Source organism: Craterilacuibacter sinensis, from assembly GCF_009831765.1.
Taxonomy (GTDB): Bacteria; Pseudomonadota; Gammaproteobacteria; order Burkholderiales; family Chromobacteriaceae; genus Craterilacuibacter; species Craterilacuibacter sinensis.
Genome location: NZ_WSSB01000008.1, coordinates 1 through 18625 on the forward strand (window position 1 = coordinate 1; position 18625 = coordinate 18625).

An 18625-nucleotide genomic window follows, 5' to 3' on the forward strand; every position below is an offset into this window, starting at 1 on the left:
TAAGACGACGAGTTTTCTGAGCTGCCTGTCCGGCAGTGAACATAGGAGGTCAATCATGACCAACAATACCCAATTTCTGAGCTGCCTGTCCGGCAGTGAACCGGGCGTTGGCGGAGCGGCGAGTGTTGGCGTTTTTCTGAGCTGCCTGTCCGGCAGTGAACAATGTGACAAATAGCACGGTTTCGATTGGTGATTTCTGAGCTGCCTGTCCGGCAGTGAACGGATCAGATTGCGCGTGCCTGACGTTACGTTTTTTCTGAGCTGCCTGTCCGGCAGTGAACGCTGCGCCTGTACAGCTGGCCCAGAGGTTGTATTTCTGAGCTGCCTGTCCGGCAGTGAACGAGCAAGCCAGAGCCAGCGTAGAGTTGCGGAATTTCTGAGCTGCCTGTCCGGCAGTGAACGATCAGGGCACGCCTTCGCGACTCCGCATGGTTTTCTGAGCTGCCTGTCCGGCAGTGAACTGATGATTGGAGCCGTTGCATTGTGCGCGGCATTTCTGAGCTGCCTGTCCGGCAGTGAACATGGATGGGCGCGGCGGCGGTGGTCGGCGTGTTTTCTGAGCTGCCTGTCCGGCAGTGAACGAAAACAGGCTGTCGCCCATGTCTCCGGTAATTTTCTGAGCTGCCTGTCCGGCAGTGAACACGTCAGATATGCCGACGACCTTGGCTACATCTTTCTGAGCTGCCTGTCCGGCAGTGAACATTTCTTCGCCCCTACCGCTTGCGCGGCAGTATTTCTGAGCTGCCTGTCCGGCAGTGAACGAGTGAAAGCAGCTCGTCGCGTGATTCGCGGCTTTCTGAGCTGCCTGTCCGGCAGTGAACCGCATTCACGTCATCGGCAGCGGTGCCAACGTTTTCTGAGCTGCCTGTCCGGCAGTGAACCGCCAGCGTCTGCCGGTCTGGTGCGTAATTGATTTCTGAGCTGCCTGTCCGGCAGTGAACCGCACCAAGGCCGATTACATCGTCGATGAAATTTTCTGAGCTGCCTGTCCGGCAGTGAACGACAGCAGCTCACGGTTTTTAAGGCGGCGAGTTTTCTGAGCTGCCTGTCCGGCAGTGAACTGTGCGTGTCGCCTTGGGTGTTTGTGCTTCATTTTCTGAGCTGCCTGTCCGGCAGTGAACCTTTGAGTGATGCAATGAATATTTCGACGGCAGTTTCTGAGCTGCCTGTCCGGCAGTGAACCGCTTGGCTTGCCAGCCGGGGGTTAAACGTCTTTTCTGAGCTGCCTGTCCGGCAGTGAACATGCCGGCTTCGGCGGCGGCGTCTGGCAGGGTTTTCTGAGCTGCCTGTCCGGCAGTGAACATCAGCGCCGCGCGTGTTCTATGTCCAGTACCTTTCTGAGCTGCCTGTCCGGCAGTGAACATTGAGCGCATCGAGAAAACCGAGGGTCGCGTTTTCTGAGCTGCCTGTCCGGCAGTGAACGAGCTCACAGACTGCCTGCTGGAGGGTGAGCATTTCTGAGCTGCCTGTCCGGCAGTGAACGCCGGTACCGCCGCTGGGCGACGTGCGAGTATTTTCTGAGCTGCCTGTCCGGCAGTGAACGAAGCCGCTGGCGCCGTTGTCGATCACAGCATTTTCTGAGCTGCCTGTCCGGCAGTGAACGTGTAATCCGGGTCTAGCGTACCGCTGGCCATTTTCTGAGCTGCCTGTCCGGCAGTGAACCCATCCGGCGCAGCAGCCGGTAGGCGCCACTATTTCTGAGCTGCCTGTCCGGCAGTGAACCCGGTGCCGATACTCGATTTGGCAAAAGCCTATTTCTGAGCTGCCTGTCCGGCAGTGAACGAAAAGACATCAGCAACGAACTGTTTAACAACTTTCTGAGCTGCCTGTCCGGCAGTGAACGGAATCAAGAACCAGGCAACCGGCGACGAGCTTTTCTGAGCTGCCTGTCCGGCAGTGAACAAGTCCGGCCTAGCTGATGACCCGCGCCGCATTTTCTGAGCTGCCTGTCCGGCAGTGAACTTTCGATAACGCGGACACTCCGAATACGTCGTTTTCTGAGCTGCCTGTCCGGCAGTGAACTTCACTTCCACCAGAGTGTGGGTGGAACGCTTTTTCTGAGCTGCCTGTCCGGCAGTGAACGTTTGAGGGTGAGCGTTACGACGCCATCCAGATTTCTGAGCTGCCTGTCCGGCAGTGAACCCCCGCCCCGGCGCCTACTACTGCACCGCCAATTTCTGAGCTGCCTGTCCGGCAGTGAACGATGGCGATCTTCTCTTTGAGCGAGTCCATATTTTCTGAGCTGCCTGTCCGGCAGTGAACGATCCTTGGTCAGGAAGTTGGCACGGGCCGACTTTCTGAGCTGCCTGTCCGGCAGTGAACATTGGCTGCGGTGTTGCGGGTTGATGTTTTGTTTTCTGAGCTGCCTGTCCGGCAGTGAACGCTTTGATGTATGCGGATTCATTTGCGAATGTTTTCTGAGCTGCCTGTCCGGCAGTGAACTGTCTGCCGGTCGAGCATAACCTGGCGCTGATTTTCTGAGCTGCCTGTCCGGCAGTGAACTGCGCCATTCCAACAGCCGTCGCCAGGTAGCTTTTCTGAGCTGCCTGTCCGGCAGTGAACCATCCAGTCCGACGCCTCGCGGCCATACGCCTTTTCTGAGCTGCCTGTCCGGCAGTGAACGTAAGCTGCGTGAAAGCGCGAACTGGGTAAACTTTCTGAGCTGCCTGTCCGGCAGTGAACTGATTCATTGTAGATCCCTTGTTGGTGGAGTATTTCTGAGCTGCCTGTCCGGCAGTGAACCTGATGCCCTATATATCGGCGGGTTGCTAAATTTTCTGAGCTGCCTGTCCGGCAGTGAACTAGCGGCCTTCCCGCTGCACTCCTTGACAGGCAAGGAGCGTCGCGATTTTTCTGCTAAAAACCCTTTTTTTGTACACGGCCATAAGTATCTGATTTTTAAAGAACATAATCTACCCGCAAAAAAAGGGTTGCGGCCAACGCAGGTAGGTTGGCCGCAACCCTTTGCCGTTAAAACGCCGGCAGGGTGGCGGTCTGGCTCAGAGCATAGGCGTTGAATTCGCCGCTGGCATCCTGCGTTGCCGCTTGCTGCGCAATAAAGAGCAGGAAGCGTTGGCCGGTGGTCTGGCTCGTCAGCGTCAGGTAAGGCAAATCCAGCCATTTGGCCTTGTCGTCAGGGATCAGCCGCAGTGCTTCGGCTTCGCTGACGCCCTTGCGCCGCATCAGCCGGTCGCGTTCCTTACCCGGGTTGCTCTTGGTCTGCTTACGCTGCACACGGATAAGGTTGGCTGCAGCCGGTACCGGCAGGATGTGACCAAGTGTGACGTGGTCGCGCATGCCGGCCAGCCAGTTGGCGGCCATCAGGCCATCCAGCGCGGCGGCACTACCGTGCAGGCGCAAGGTGTCGCCCAGCGTGGGCGGTACGGTTTTGCCTTTGCCGGTTGGGGTCGCCAGCGCATAGCCGGGGAAGCTCGCGCCGATGTCGCTGCGCTGCTGTGCGGCCAGCACGCGGTGCAGCTTGGCGTACAGCGCGCCCAGCAACAGCGGCGGGGCGAATTCCGGGTCCGGCCTCAGGCGGATGTCCAGATAGTGGTCCATGATTTAGCCCGCCTCACCGAATACACCACCGCGAATCAGGGTGGCGATGACGAAATGCTGCTGTTCGGCTGACGGCGTGGCATCTTTCAGCACCCAGTTGTCGAGTAGGGTGTAGAAGTCGAGCTTCTGCTTGGGTTGACGATAAGCCTTGCCCTGGGTGGTGACGGAGCCGTAGGGCTCGATGGCGATGGGGCCGTTAGCGGCGGCGTCTTCGTACCAGGTATCGATGGTGCGCAGGGCGTTGCCGATCTTTTGCGAGTGGATGGCGGCGATCTTGCGGTCTTTCTGCGCCACAAAATACAGCGTCTTGCTCTTGTCGCCACGGCCGCGGTCGAGAATCAGTTCCTGGCTCGGGAACACTTCCTGCCCGGCGCCGCTGCGCACATAGGCAGTGATTTGCAGCAGTACATGCGCCTTGCCGGCGAGGCCGTCTTCGATCAGCGCGCCCAGCTCGGTGATATTGCCGCTGGTAGCAAGCTCGTTAAGACTCAGCGCCAGCGCGTCAAACGTCCAGCCCTGCACGGCCTTGCCGTCTTGCAGCTGCTCGACATGGACTTCCACCTGTTCGGCACCGGCACGGTTGCGCCACAGATAGCGGCCATTGGCCAGGTTGGCTGCATAACGGCAGGCCAACTCACCAAAGCCGTGGGCCTCGCGGTAGGCGGCGATGGTGGCCAGCAGCTTGGCGCGGTAATCGGCCTTGTTGCAGGCGGAAGGCTCGCCCACGCCGGCCAGCACGCGCAAGGTGAAACGCACTTTCAGGGTGTCGACATCGTGCGGCAGGGTGGCCACGTCTACGGTTTGCGGGTTGGGGCTTTCAATCTTCTGATTGAGCTTTAGAGGATCTTGCTCGGATGCCTTCAACCGGTTGGAGATAGTGCCGCGCACGGATTTCTCACGCACTTCAACATGCGGCCAAGCTTCGCTGGCCTGGCGGTCGGCCCAGTTGCCGGTAAAAAACAGCGCGTCGGACGGGTCCAGCTTGCGTTCAAAAGCGAGGACGGAGGCATTTTCCAGTTTGCTCATGCTGTTACTCCCACAGTGTCGTGTTCGGTTTGGGTGGCGGCTTGGTAGTCATTGCGGCAGCGGTAAACACCGCTGGCCGCGTCGTGCGTCGGGTACCACAAAAGCTGGCGATAATCATGCAGGCGATGCGGGCTAAGCCACTGGCCCAGCGAATACAGGCTTTCGACAAAACGCACCGGCGTGCAGTCATCGCGGGTGCCCGCTACCGTGCCCGCCTCATACAGCGGCGAAATCGCGCCGTAGCCCACCGGTAGCGGCACAATCCAGCCTGTGCCGCTACCGCGTTGCTGCTGCCATACGGTGTTGCCGTCGTCGTGCGTCGGGATATGGTTCAGGCGCGACTGGTCGAGCCAGGCGTCCAGCAAGCTGGCGTCGGGGGTGTCCTGCTGCAGCGTGGCCAAGTGGCTGTGCAGCAGGTCGTCACGCGCCACCAGTGCATAGCCCGGCATCAGGTAACGCCGCAAATGGCGGAACTGCGTGGCGCGATCGTCTTGGCCATCGGCCAGCCTGATCAGGCGTGGCTTGAGTGCGCTGCGGCCGGGCAAGATGCTGCCACCGGCAATGCGCAAGGTCGCCAGCGTGTGGCCAACTTGTTGCGCCAGCGCGTCCAGCGTCTCATCGCTGGCGGCTTTGCGTGCCGTATCCAGTTGCAGGCCGTAGACCAGCGACAGCTGCAGGTGAATGCGGCCTTCCTCGACAATGGCGCAGGTTGAACCATCCTTGCCGACCGGGTTACGGCTGAGATTGAAACGCTGCACATAATCGCCATTGGTCTGGGTCTGGTAGCCGTGGCTGATGATGCCGACCGCGACAAAGTGCAGGCCAAAATCCGCGCCCAGCTTGCGTTCCAGTGCCGTCATCTGGCCGGTGAAATGCGTCGGGCCGGGATGGCCCCAGCTGTGCGGGCCGCTGATGGCATTGGCGTTTTGTACCGCCAGCTGCGGGATGTGCAGCAGCGCGTCAATATCGGGTAGCTTAGGCTGGCTCATGCTGTGTCTCCTCGGCGCTGGCGGTGGGCAACAGGCGCTGGCCCAGCTCGCGGCGTTTGCTGTCCAGATCACGCTGCCAGGCCAGATCGTGCGCCAACTCGCGCCGCCAGTAGTCAAACTCGGCCTCGTTCAGCGACAACTGGAGTTTGGCAAGGCGCTCCGCTCCCAGCTGGCCGTTGAGCCAGCGCGCAAAGCGTTCGGCCAGCTGAGTCGGCCAATCCTGCCACTGGAAAGTCTGGTTGAAGTCTGCGTCGTCTTCGGCGCGGTACGGATCCAGCCAGCACTGCTCCTCCAGCGGCAGGCGGCAGTTGCTATCGGCTGTCCAGCCTTTGGCTGGGCCATTGCTGAACGCCGCGCCAAACTGCAACAGCTCGGTAAAAATGTCATCCAGCCAGGCATCGCGGCGGTTACGGATGTGCATATTGTTGGCCTCGGACTTTTGCTTGCCGAGGTAGTCGCGCAATTCGCGCAGCAGGCGGCGTACCTGCGGCAGGCTGCCAAAACGCACAAACAGGCTATCCACACCGTACAACGGGCGGGTGAGGCTGCTGTCCCACTGTGGCGGCAAGGAGGCGAGCAGGTAGTTGCTGCCCTTGCGCTCGCTATTGAGCTGGGAAATGTTCTGCGGCTTGGTACCGCCTTTTTTCTCCTCGGCCAGCAATGGGTAATCGTGATAGCCATGCGGATGATCCACGCCATCGCGCCGCGCCTGCCGCGCGGCCTTGGCTTCCTCGCTAAAGCGGTGCGCCTGGATCCGGCCATACAGCCAGTGCGACAAGGGGCTAGAATTCAGCACCGACAGCAGGTGGAAATGGCTGTCATCCAGCGCATCGGGCGGAAAGTCGTCTGGCGACACCGGCCAGTAGACCTGTTTGGCCAGACTATGGCTGGCGGGGCCACCGGCCGGCTCGGTAATGCTGCAAAACGCTTCGCGCCAGGCTTCGGCCTGTTCGGCATCGTCACTCAAGGCGGCCAGCACATCGGCATCGCCGGACTGCAACAGCGCCAGCAGGCTGCGGCCCTCGTGTTCCAGCTTAAGGAATTTGTAGACATCCAGTGCCGCCGCATTGCCCACCACATCACTGACAAAACCGGCCAGTGCATGGGTACCGACCTCCTGCCGCACCGGCAGGAGGTCGGGGGTGACAAACAGGCTGCTGCCACGTGCATCGGGATGAGTGGCTTTCAGCGGGTGCGTCACCAACTGCAATTGCGACACGCGGCGGGCAGCGTCTACCAGCCAGACGGCGGGCTGGTATTGCGCAATCAGCGCGTCGCGTTTGGGATCGTCTTCGGCTAGCTTGTCAAGCTTGTCGGTGAGGCGGCCGTTAATAAATTCGGCAATCAAGGCTGCAAGGGCCTTGCTGCGTAGAGTTTGTTCGCCCATATCCTCCACCTGCAAAAGGGTTTGGAAGCACTTGGCCATCACAGACCATGAATCCGTGTGACAATATCATTGCCATAATTCAATTACAAAAAAATCATTTATTAATGAATGATGCTTTGATTTGCCTTAAAAAATACCTGTGGCCAACCTTAAAGTTGGCCACAAATATGTCCGCCGCGCTCAATCCCGCTTTTGGCAAAATCCCAGTGCCGGGTGAAAGTGCCAGCCTTGCAGATTATTGCTGTCCACACGCAGGCTGAAGCCGCCGTAGCGGCGGGCACAGGTGGTGTCGTCCATGTCCAGCGCTGTGGCGAGGTTCGTCAGTTCCACCTGATAGTCTTCATTGCCCCACGGGCGGATGTCCTGCCCTGTTAGCAGTTCGCCATCGCTGATCGGATGGATCAGATGGTTGTTGTCCGACTCGCGAACTTCCCATTTTTTATCGCCCTCTTCCCGCCGTTTCAGGCTGATACCGCCTTCGCCATCCGGCAGTAGCACCATCTCCCACTCTTCGCCGTGGCTTTGACGGAAGGGCTGTTTTTTTTGCAGCGTGCCGTGCAGGCTGGCGCGGGGCATGGCCCAGCAGCTGGCGGCGCATAGCCTAGCTTGTGCGCTTTTACCACGACGTTGGGCAGGCGTGTGCGTCTGATTAAGATCGGCCGCCAAACGTGCATGCTCCAGATCCACTAACCGGTACTCGGGCTGCAAGTCTGCCCGTGGCAGCAGCCGCGGGCGAGCATCGGGGTGGCGGTAGTCGGATTCGGGCAGGATGGCGGCCAGATCGTGGCATTGCAGGCTGAATTCGCCACTCTCGAAGCCGGGGCGGCAATAGGCGAGCCTTTGCCCCAACCAGGCGGCCAGGCTGTGCTGCAGAATCAGCAGATTCTGGACATGATAGTCCTCCGGCCAGTGGCGGCGCACGCGGCCGGAGAGCTGGATCAGCGAGCGCATGGACGATGGCTCGGCGATGGCCCAGCTATACGAGTGATCGCGACCAACCTCGCTGACCGGTGAAGACAGCACGATAAACAGGTGATCTTCTGCCGTGCTGCCGTCCAGCTTGGCGCGGATGTCGGGCAAGCTGAATAGCGCGGCTTTGTTGTGACGGGTAAGCGCGGCGTCCAGCCGCCGTTCGATGGCGGAGCGCAGCAAGAGCGGGTACTGCGAGTGGTAAACGCACAGGTGAATACGGCTGCCATCTGGCGCATCTTGCGCGTACAGCGCGCGGGCCAGCGGGTAAATCTTGTCGATATGCGCGAGGCGGATCAGGCCGATGCTGACGCGCTTGCCGGTGTGCGGATCACAGTCATGGTTGGCCGCATGCAATTGCCACGCCTGTTCGCGCAGCAGGCTGGCCAGCGGCTCAAACAGGTTTTTTTCATCGCGTGGCACGCCGGTGAGCGGCAGCAAGGCCGCGGTTCGACGTGGCTTCTGACTAGCCAGCCAATCGCTGCGGCTACGGGCAAAAGCCAAATGTTGCGCGGCGAAACTGGCGCTGTCGCCACAGTTGGCCGCATGGCTGCCGTTTTCGTCCACCCACAGGCAGCAGACATCCAGCGGCAAGCCGGGCTGGCCGCGATGTTGCTGGTATTGGGCGCGACCGGCCAGCCAAGCATCAAACAGGCATTTCACCAGCGCTGGCGGCAAAGTGGCGGACGACAGCAGCACGCGGCTGCCAAGCAAACCCGCCCAGTACACGAGGCGGGTGAGTGCCGGCATGTCTTCCACTGAAAAGTCATCCGGCTCATCCAGCACCAAGTCCGAACTCAATAAACGCAGCATCGGCGCGATCTGCCGGCCGCCGCGTGTGCCTTCGGTGGCAGGCGTCAGGTGGTCGATCGTGCAAACCAGCAACGGTGCGGCCAACAGGGCATTGAAGCGCGGGTCATGGCTGAGTTGTTGCAACAGCGGGTGATCTGGGTTGCCTTCAAAGTGGATGGCGCTGTCCTCGCCCAGCAGCGCCTCGGTTGAGGCCGAGCCGGTCGCCTCGGCGGCGGCTTCGGCGTCTTTGGCCTGCTGCTCGAACAGCTCGCGGCTGGCCGCGCCGCCGACGCGGATGGCGAGCTGGTCTTCGCCCAGCTTCAATTTGTCGCGAAAGGCGTGTCCGGTTTGCAGCGTCAGCGTGCGCAGGCCCAGCGCGAAGGCGCAGCGAAAGCCGGTGTCTGGCCGTGCCAGTGCATACATGATGCGTGCGTTGGCTAGCGTCTTGCCGCAGCCGGTCGAGGCCATATTGACGATGAAGGCACCGTGCGCGGCCGCCCGTTCTCGCAAGCTGGCGGCTAGATCATAGGCCTTGTCCTGCCAGGCAAAACGCGGATCGGCGCTGCGCTTTTGCAGCAAGGGATGACGACCCAGCGGTGGCAGCGCGCGAGCAATGCCCGGCAAGGCGCGGGCAGTACTCAACGCATGGCGGGCAACGCCGTTCAGATGTTCAGGCAAGGTCTGGTTGAACTGGCGACCCTTGTATTTGGGGCCGTTTTTCTGGGCATGGGACAGGGTGTTGGCGAAGGCGGTTTCGCCTTCCTTGCCCATCTGCCAGCCTTGCTTGACGGTCTGGCTGGAAAAGTGATGGTCGGCCAGCATCAGTGTGAGCCGCGCCAGATGCAGCGGGTAAGGCTGATCCAGCCACATCGTCGTCACGCTTTGGCGTGCGGCCAGTTGCCGGGCAATATCGGCCACGCGCTCGCACCACAGCTTGTCGTCACACGGCAGGCCGTAGGGGAACTGCCAGTAAGGCTTGGCGTCCTTGCTAGTGACACTATCGAAAGGTTGATTCCACTTGCTATTGAGGTCGCGCAGGCCGGTGTCGATGCGAGCAGCGGTCAGGGTTTCATCGTTACTGACCGGCAGCCGGTGATGGCTGAGCACCAGCCAGCACACGGCGGCGGCCAAGGGAGGCAACACACCATCGGCAAACGGCTTGTTGTCACGCGCTTGGGTATCTGCGCCATCGCGTAGGGTAGCTAGTTTCAGACGCTTCTCCCAGTTGGCTGTCGTCATCTGCGTGGGCTCTTGCAGCCGCGCCAGCCATCCGGCGTCGTCGTCCTGCCCGACAAAGGCCTGGACCAGCCGCAGCGACACCCATTCGTGACGGTACACGTTGGTCGGATGCGGGCCTTTGTCGCGCAAGCGCGTCTGGAAGACGGCACAGGCCTTGCCCAGATCGTGAAACAGCGCAGCCAGGGTAGCGACGAGACGGATGTCTTCGCCTGTCAGCCAGTCGTTTTCGTCGTGATCGCGCAAAATATCGCTTTGGGTGGTGTTGGTGGGTACGCTGCCTAGCGAATTGAAACGGCGCGCATCGCCGACGATCCACATGAGCTCGCTGTGATCGCGGCCGCGTAGCCAGTGACAGGCGACGGCGGTGTTTTTGCGTGCCGTCTTGCGCAGCAGTTTGCGCAAGGTGTCGAGGCCGGCTTGAGTAATTGGCGTTTGCCAGACTCGGTCACCCTTGCGTTCAGCAAACTGATCGAGGATGCGGCGCGTCTCGGTCAGCGCGCGTTTGTCACACTGTGAAACCAGCAGGATGTTCATGCCGCTCTCCCCTGCTGTTCGGCAATCGCCTTGAGCTGGTCGATCATGAAATCCAGCGCCTCGCTGCGGGTCAGCTGGCTGATGCATTGCTGGCGGAAGGTTTGCTCGTCATCACCTCGCATGGCACTGATGAAGGCTTGCGGAAGAATGATAGCGTCTTTGACAAGATCGGCCGCATCAAAAACCAGCCCGCCGCGCCGCGTCTTGCCATGCAGAATGGCGAGGCCATGCGGCAGGCCGAGCACCCAGGTCGCCGTCGCGCCCAGTCCGTAGGCGAGGTAGTTACCGTGATCAAGGTAGCGGTTTGCCGGATCGTTACCGCTTCCGCGCTTGGCGCGGGTAAAGTCACCGTAGCGCGTGGCTTGCGCGGCAATGCGGAACAACTGCTTGGACAGGCGAGCCTCTTCAGTGAGCAGACTGCCATGGTCAGGCGCATGGGCCAGAGCCGAAATACTGCCCTCCAATAATGCATCAAGCTTGGCCGCATCCACATCAAACCCAGCATCACGCAGGGGGCGGCTGTCCAGCCATTGCTGCCGAATACGGCCAAGTCGGGCCTGTTGCAGCTGTTTGGCGGCAGCCAGCCTTTTATCTTCATCAAACCAGAATTTCACCCACCATTGCAGATATTCGGTGGGCCGGTATTCGGACTGCGGCGACTGCCAATCGATCTCGAGTTCGCGCTCTCCTGCGGTAAACAGCGGTGTGCCACCGCCACCACAAAAACCCACCATGACCCCTGCTTTTGCCAACTCACGCATGGCGGCCTGCGTGACAGATGTCCCGGTTCCCAGTAGCAAGGTGGTGGTATTGGCGATAGGAATGTTCCAGTACAGCGACTGTTTTCCAGCATCAGTCACATACTCGACCCGCCCGCCATTGACCAGAACACGGCAATGCTCGAGATAATAAAGATTGGCCCGCTTGGAGTGCAGGATGGTTTTCAGATCTGAAGGGCTGAATGATTTTTTCTGTGTGGACATATTCCTATCTTCTGCTCGGTCAGCGATTTTACACCACCGGTAGATGGTGCCGTTTTTTCAAAATGAAATTAATCAATGTAGTAAGAGTAGGTGGGGTTATTGTTCTGTGCTATGGGGTGGTAAAGCGCGAATTGATCTTTTAGTGGCGCACTGTCTGGCAGAGTTAAACCTTTATTGAGAAATGAGTAGTTTTGTTTTCTAAGCTGAAATTTTCTGCTTAGAAAATTGAAAGCGCTTTCGTCGATCTCGCCACAAAATTGGTAATGTCGATCAAATGAAAGATAACATCTCTTTCCTTGAAGGTCATACTCTAATATCACATAAATATAATGATTAATCTGACCTAGGTCATCATTGTCATGGACTCCCCAATGTTGCCAGTATTCATACTCTAAGTGGCAGGGTAAGTAGGGTTTGCCTTCTACATGCTGCTTGCTTTTGCCATAGATAGCGATGTCTTTGTCGCTGTATTTTGCACGAAGATAGTTGGCATCAGAAAAATCAAATGCAAAATTCACAAAACTATTTGTGGAACTGGTTGGTATCGAAATTTCGCAATTTAACTCTTCGAATGATGAGTTGGCAGAGTAAAAATTTTCACTACCGATGAGTGCTCTTTGAGATTTCACAAAGTAGATGCATTTTGTATGTAATTCTTTGACAATATAAACTACATATAATGGATATCGTTTGATGAATTTTTCGGCTTCACTTTTATGTTTATCGGATATATAAAACGTGGAGAATGGCATTAGTTTGTGAAATGAATTTATTGCCTGACTATTAAAGCTGTACGTGGCTATTTTTGCGACGCCATCAGTTTCTCTTTTGTAGTTGGAAAAATATTTTTCAAACGATAAATTGCGATGTATTCTGATGCTGCTTACGCCGCTAATGTCTATTATTGAATCATGTTTATGTTTCATGCGGTCCCCATGTTTATTTAATGATTATCTGTGGATCTGTTCGACCAATTTCCATTTTATTTTTCATGCCTGAAATTTTCAAATGGAAGCCTGCGCCAAATTCGTAGGTATTTTTGTAAAACCACTTTTCCTCCGTTTTAATGTCCGCTGAAACGTCAGCACACTTGATGTGCCAGCTATGCTCCATGCCAAAATTCAGAAAATGCGTCAGAGTGCAATGGTAATCCCCCCGGAAATTAGCGGCGGTTAAAAGTAGAATTTTCTCCAATGCAGCCCGAGGAAGTTTTACATGAAGACGTCACGTTTTTCAGATAGCCAGATCATTGCCATCCTCAAGCAGGCCGAGGGTGGTTCACCAGTGCCAGAACTGTGCCGCGAGCACGGCATCAGCTCGGCCACGTTCTACAAGTGGCGCAGCAAGTTTGGCGGCATGGATGCCTCGCTGATGGCGCGCCTCAAGGAGTTGGAAGACGAGAACCGGCGGCTGAAGAAGATGTACGCCGAAGAACGGCTCAAGGCCGAAATCGTCAAGGAAGCGCTCGAAAAAAAGTGGTGATGCCATCTCGCCGACGCGAGATGGCGCAGCGAACGGTCGCGAAAGGCGTCAGCATCCGACTGGCTTGCCTGGCGTTTGGCATCAGCCAGACCTGCTACCGTTACCAGGCCAAGCAGTCCGCAGAGAATGCCGAAATCGCCGATCACCTGGTCCGTTTGACCCACAACCAGCGTAACTGGGGATTCGGGCTGTGCTTCCTGTACCTGCGCAACGTGAAGGGCTACCGCTGGAACCACAAACGGGTGTACCGCATTTACCGCGAACTGGAACTGAACCTGCGGATCAAGCCAAGAAAGCGGATCGTTCGGGAGAAGCCGGCACCGTTGGCGGTGCCGGAAGCCCTCAACCAATGCTGGTCGATGGATTTCATGCATGACCAACTCTCCGACGGCCGCAGCTACCGCTTGTTCAATGTCATCGATGATTTCAACCGGGAGGCGCTGGCGATCGACATTGACCTGTCGTTACCGTCAGAACGGGTGGTACGGGCGCTGGATCAGATCATCGAGTGGCGTGGCAAACCGCAGGTCATTCGCAGTGACAACGGTCCGGAATACATCAGCGGGACGTTTGTTGCCTGGGCTGAGCGCAGAGGCATCCGCTTGGATCACATCCAGCCGGGCAAGCCGCAGCAGAACGCCTCCATCGAGCGCTACAACCGGACGGTCCGCTACGACTGGCTCAGCCATTACCTGTTCGAGTCGATTGAGGAGGTGCAGAACTATGCGACCGACTGGATGTGGACCTACAATCACGAACGCCCCAATATGGCGCTCGGCGGCATAACCCCAAAACAGAAGTCAGCACTTTTAACCAACTCTACTTCTCGCCATTGCTAAAAATGGGGGGATTACCACTGCTCTCGTACAGCTTCTTTACTGCTGCATGAGTCGTAGCTTTGATGTACTCATTTGTGCTAAAATTTCAGGCTAAACCGCCTGAAATGAAATGCGAACCTGAATCGAGTTGAGGCTGAAGTGCTACCAGATTAGATGGTAGCGTGCTAATTGCAGTAAATAAAAGCGGCCAGATTATGACGTTCAAAAACGTCGATACTGTGTCGGCTGAATGAGGGCATCAGGGAGAGAGGCACATGCCAGTCAACATTACCTTCCGATCGAAGCTGATCGGGGATGTGCACACTTTTTGTAGGAACTCCAAGCTGAGCATACTGAGCGATCAACTCAATCTCGTTGAGTTGATCGTATTGCTGTCTCGATACCAAGAAGAAGGTGTCGACTTGTCCCCTCGGGTATATATCACGAGCGATGTTCAAGCCATGACAAGGATGCTACCTGGCGGCGAACAGTACAAGCTGGGAGGCAGTTCTGCGGATCAAAAGGGTATAAAGCAGGCTCTAAAGAAATGCGCCCCCCTCGCAACCGGTGACTGGATGATCTACATCGCTGATGCTGGCAATAAAATTGAGTACGGAGTCTTCAAGGGGGAAAGCAACCCCATCTCCGTTTCGATCGACTCAATACTTCTCTCCTCGGATAACGATTTCCACACCGTTAGGGTTAGCCAGTTGGCCAAAGATTGCGTTGAGACACATTCAAGTCACGGCGACCGTCACTATATCTTTCTTAACCATCGAGATGAGGATAGCCCCCCGCCACTTCAATATCTAGAAAGTCTGGTTGAGGCGATCACGTCAAAGGTTCCTGCCGAATATCTAGAGGCACTGAAGAGCTACCTAAACAAACTTCTCTACGACGCTCTTCGCCAGTCGCATGGTTGCCTCATCGTAGTCTCGGCCAATGACAAGGTTCCGGCACTCTTATCTAACGATGGGGTCATCCTCGAGAATGCGATCAACTTCTCAGAACTTGTGGCGGAAGTCGCAAGCAAAAGCATCGACTCTGCCCAGCTAGATAGCAAAGGCACGTTACTAAAAGGGATGCTGAATAGTGATGGGATCATTGTCTTCAATCAATATGCCCAGCTCCTCGGTTTCAATTGTTTCGTCAAGACAGCAAGTACTGATGATGTTGTAGGTGGTGCGCGTAAAAGAGCTTTTACCACGCTCGCGGACGATGTTGGGAATACGTTGCACGCAGCGTTCATCCAGTCACAAGATGGCTGGTCTGAATTCAAGGGAGCCTAATCAATGGCCACAATTGCACTCTGGCAACCTGCCCCGAATGAAATAGTACCTGCGACAGCTAAAACGCCATTCGCGATCACCGACTATGCATTACAGCTCAGCAAGAAGGATAAGCAGCAAATTGTTGCCGCCTTTGATTCAGGTCACTTTGAGATGGGTGTCACCTACCTCTGGGGGCGCACGATCAATGCGCTCAAGAAAGAACTCTCGAATGTAGGTGTTGGCCTGATCGGCGAAATGCTTGGTCGGACCGATGTAGATGAAGATGACGACATCAACGACATCCTGACCGAGAGGGAGGCGATTCGCCTAGCAGAGGAGCTGGGCGTCATCTCATCGACGGATGGGATGAGATTGCGACATACCTACGAGCTCATCACTCATTTTTCGCAGATGGACAGTGATGACGGCGATCTCGAAAAATTGAACAGCCACGAGGCGCTCGCGTCGCTACAGACTTGTGTCGCTGGGGTGCTTGGTCGACCCAAGATTGAAGTCGCTACAAAATTCATCGAATTCCGGGCTGCCTTGGAGTCAAAGAGCATTTCTGAAGATGACCCATATGTTGAGATGCTGAAAGGATCGCCGTACTTCTTCTATAAGCTCACCATCAGTGTGCTAATGAATGCTGCCAAGAAGAATGTTGGCGCAAACTTGGAACATGCCCTCGCCAATATCAATACTCTGGTGCCTGCGCTCTGGGATAACCTTCGACACACGGAACGCTGGCAAGTTGGGCATGCATATGCTGAAGCATATGCGGATGGTAAGACAACAGTCGTCGGTGGTCTGAAAAGTGCGCTTCTCAAAGTCAAGGGATTTGACTTTGTTCCTGAGAACCTGCGCAGCGATACTTTCGTCAAAGCTGCGGATGCAGTCATCAAGGCACATGAGGGGCTGAATAATTTTTACAACGAAGCGGCTGCTGTAAAGGCTCTTACTCGGCTTGGTACAACTATTCCGACACCTGCCTTTCCCGCCTGCCTTAGTGCGTTACTGTGTGTAACGCTCGGTAACGAGTACGGCGTTGCTTGGTCTGCACAGGCCTATGCCAAATCAATTCTTGACTCCATTACAATGGAGCGCTGGGCGTACTACCTCAATAATGTTCTGCCGAGTGACACAAGGATTTTTGGAAAATTCTCCAGCCAAAAACCGCGGGCAAACTTCGTTGAGTTAGTTAATGCGAAAAATTTATCACAGGTAGAGTTCAAGAATAAGACCGTACAACAACTAGTCGAGGCGGCTGCAAGGAGTAACGAATCAAAGCTAGCAAGTATCGCAGCGAAAATGCATGAGGAGTACTATGGCAAACTGGTCAAAATATAAATCCTCGTGTCAGGAGGCATGATTTTGGTACTATTGCCAAATTAGTGGTGTGCACCGAACTCAAGCATTAGATATCACAAATTAATGGACTTTATCCAGTTGAAAAAAGAAAATGATTTCGGCAATCTTTATAAAAAAATTGATGCCACATCAAAAACTCGATTTCACTCCTCAAGACGCTTAAAGCTTCACACCAAGCTCAGCACCGCCACCATTGTTTTTATTTCGCTCGTTCTTATTTTAACGTCACTGATGCAGGCATATGATCTTGGTGTTAATATAAAATCAAAATACCTAGCTCTGATCCAGGTTTTTTCATCAATTACAGTATTGGTTTATTCTCTTCTTATTGATAAAAATGATTTTTCCAGCCTTTCGGAGAAAATGTACTCCTGCGCATCAAGACTGGGTGAGCTCAAGCAAAAAATATATCCTCACTTAGATTCAGGAACTCAAGAGCAATATAATTGCTTTAAAGATGATTATCATGAAATTTTGAAACTATATGAAACGGCAGCAATAAATGATTTTCGGGCTGATTACATTCGCGCCCAAATTGATATGCCAGAAAATTACAAATTTAGCTTTGCAAAATGCATTTATTTACGGGCAAAAATATTTTTCCTTTACGCATTAAATTATCTGCAATATGTGATTATTTTCTTTCTTTTTTCAGGTATGCTTTATTGGCTATGGATTGGACCCATAGCAGCAAAATAGAGTCTAATTTTTCAGTCTGATTATTTCAAATTCATACACTAAAAGAAGTAATATGAAAGCCCTTGGCGGACTCCACAAGACTGAACTCGTGGTCCATCGGTGTGGGAGAGGCTGGGGACAACCTACGGAGAATGTTGATATAGGAGTGACCGAAATTCTGTGTAAATGGTCGGTACTCATCTCCTTGCTGACCGACAGCCTTGGCCGACAACCGGACTGTACGGGGTCGTCCGTTATGCGGCCAAAGTGGATGATTCAGAAACGACCCATGATGTCCGCTATTGAACTTCAACAGACAATGCGAGTGCTTTAGTTATAAGCCCCTCCCCTCGTGCCTCGGGGGGGGTAAAGGCCTGCGGCCAGGGAAACGCCTTCGGCGTAAAACAAGGCTATGTCCCAATAACGAGTTGGTAACCGCGACCTAACGCCTCCTGCAGGCAGTGCACGGGCTGGATCTGTCGATGATATCGTTCCAGCATACGTCTCCAGCCCAAGTAGTTGACCAGATACTTGGTTGCTACGCCGTGAAAGCGCGCCATCCAATCCTTCAGGCGTCCGTGATAGGCATTCACGTTCTGGATGTGGAAGGCGCCTCGTACCCGAAGACCTGGCTTGGCTTGCACGACTTGGTGGGTGATGCCGTGCCTGCGGGCAAATGCTGCGTAGACCGCCGCTCCATCCGTGCACAACACGGCTTCGGCATCCACCAATGGCTCCAGGGCGGCTGACACATGCACGGCATCCAGCTTGTCGAGCTTGAAGTCCGCAACATGTCCATCACGGTCGCGTACCACCATCACCGGAATCTGATCTTTGCCTGTGCCACGGGTTGCGCCGACACCGCCCCGCTGTCGGGCAGGGCGCGGTAACCGGCGTTGTCCCTTGAAGGATTCGAGGAAGAATGTTTCGTCTATTTCCACCACACCCCGTTCGTGCTCGGCCTGATGGCCAGCGACACTGCACAGGAAACGATGCCGCCACAGGAAGGCGGTGTTCTTGTTGACGCGACACTGCCGAGCGGCAGCTCGCACGGTCAGCCCTTGAATCAGGGCGTCGCCGTAATCAAGCCAGCGATCGGCTTTGCGCAGGCGGGCTAGGTGTGTACCGGTCAAGGCGTTGCAGGTGCGCAAGCAAACTTTGCAACGGTAGCGGCGCAGGCCACGCTGCCAGCCCCAGCCAATGAGTCGCTGGACAGGCGCTGCACAGTGCGGACATGCCTGCAGATCGGGAAGCGACTCCTCCAAGACGTCATGCCGAGGAGAAGCCTGCAAGGCGACTTGAAGCGAGGCCCGCTGTTTGGGGCTGAGAGAATCAAGCTGAGCAAGCAGACGTTGAAAGGATTGGGTATCCATCATCGCACTCCCTGATAAAGGGCTTGCTTCAGCTTAGTTGACCAACTTGCAATTGGGACATCGCCTAAAACAAACCCCGCCTGCCCTGGCGGGGCAGGCTCTGGAAACGCCTGCGGCGGCTTGGGGGTGGATGACTGGTTTGCATGCGCATCAAGATT

The 18625-nt window shown here is 55.9% G+C and carries 12 protein-coding genes and 1 CRISPR repeat array; of the genes, 4 read left to right on the forward strand and 8 right to left on the reverse strand.

The features are described from left to right. Positions 1-13 precede the first annotated feature (13 nt). A CRISPR array of direct repeats spans positions 14-2802; the repeat unit is 28 nt; unit sequence TTTCTGAGCTGCCTGTCCGGCAGTGAAC. Positions 2803-2970: 168 nt separating this feature from the next. The 7 genes from cas6f to GQF02_RS09610 form a co-directional block, all read right to left on the reverse strand. Continuing rightward, positions 2971-3558, reverse strand: coding sequence for a type I-F CRISPR-associated endoribonuclease Cas6/Csy4 (cas6f, locus tag GQF02_RS09580; protein ID WP_160796691.1), 588 nt, complete (start codon positions 3556-3558; stop codon positions 2971-2973). Between the two features lie 3 nt (positions 3559-3561). After that, positions 3562-4584, reverse strand: a complete 1023-nt coding sequence (gene csy3, locus GQF02_RS09585) for a type I-F CRISPR-associated protein Csy3 (protein WP_160796693.1) — start codon at positions 4582-4584, stop codon at positions 3562-3564. Further along, positions 4581-5573 (reverse strand): type I-F CRISPR-associated protein Csy2, encoded by a 993-nt coding sequence (gene csy2, locus GQF02_RS09590; RefSeq protein ID WP_160796695.1) that lies wholly within the window; start codon positions 5571-5573, stop codon positions 4581-4583. The genes csy3 and csy2 overlap by 4 nt, the downstream gene beginning before the upstream one ends. Beyond that, positions 5560-6960, reverse strand: a complete 1401-nt coding sequence (gene csy1, locus GQF02_RS09595; RefSeq protein ID WP_160796697.1) for a type I-F CRISPR-associated protein Csy1 — start codon at positions 6958-6960, stop codon at positions 5560-5562. Before csy1 ends, csy2 begins: the two co-directional genes overlap by 14 nt. 180 nt (positions 6961-7140) lie before the next feature. Beyond that, positions 7141-10494, reverse strand: a complete 3354-nt coding sequence (gene cas3f / locus GQF02_RS09600; RefSeq protein WP_160796699.1) for a type I-F CRISPR-associated helicase Cas3f — start codon at positions 10492-10494, stop codon at positions 7141-7143. Further along, positions 10491-11477, reverse strand: a complete 987-nt coding sequence (gene cas1f, locus GQF02_RS09605; protein WP_160796701.1) for a type I-F CRISPR-associated endonuclease Cas1f — start codon at positions 11475-11477, stop codon at positions 10491-10493. The genes cas3f and cas1f overlap by 4 nt, the downstream gene beginning before the upstream one ends. Positions 11478-11545: 68 nt before the next feature. Then, the gene (locus GQF02_RS09610) at positions 11546-12403 is read right to left on the reverse strand and encodes a hypothetical protein (protein ID WP_160796703.1); all 858 of its coding nucleotides are present in this window, start codon (positions 12401-12403) and stop codon (positions 11546-11548) included. Between the two features lie 289 nt (positions 12404-12692). Between GQF02_RS09610 and GQF02_RS09615 the strand changes: the two genes are divergently transcribed. The 4 genes from GQF02_RS09615 to GQF02_RS09630 all read left to right on the forward strand — a co-directional run bounded on the left by GQF02_RS09615 (position 12693) and on the right by GQF02_RS09630 (position 17115). After that, a protein-coding gene (locus GQF02_RS09615; protein WP_160796705.1) for an IS3 family transposase occupies positions 12693-13798 on the forward strand; the annotation gives its coding sequence in 2 pieces (ribosomal slippage) (positions 12693-12954 and positions 12954-13798; 1107 coding nt in all). A gap of 254 nt (positions 13799-14052) precedes the next feature. After that, on the forward strand, positions 14053-15066 hold the full coding sequence (locus tag GQF02_RS09620) for a hypothetical protein (protein WP_160796707.1): 1014 nt from the start codon (positions 14053-14055) through the stop codon (positions 15064-15066). Between the two features lie 3 nt (positions 15067-15069). Next, entirely contained in the window at positions 15070-16395 is a 1326-nt protein-coding gene (locus GQF02_RS09625) for a hypothetical protein (protein ID WP_160796709.1), read from the forward strand. A gap of 84 nt (positions 16396-16479) precedes the next feature. Beyond that, complete coding sequence (locus tag GQF02_RS09630) at positions 16480-17115, forward strand: SLATT domain-containing protein (RefSeq protein ID WP_220789417.1); 636 nt, start codon at positions 16480-16482, stop codon at positions 17113-17115. Between the two features lie 389 nt (positions 17116-17504). Here the strand turns inward: GQF02_RS09630 and GQF02_RS09635 are convergent, their stop codons facing one another. Further along, on the reverse strand, positions 17505-18467 hold the full coding sequence (locus GQF02_RS09635; RefSeq protein WP_160796713.1) for an IS1595 family transposase: 963 nt from the start codon (positions 18465-18467) through the stop codon (positions 17505-17507). Positions 18468-18625 lie beyond the last annotated feature (158 nt).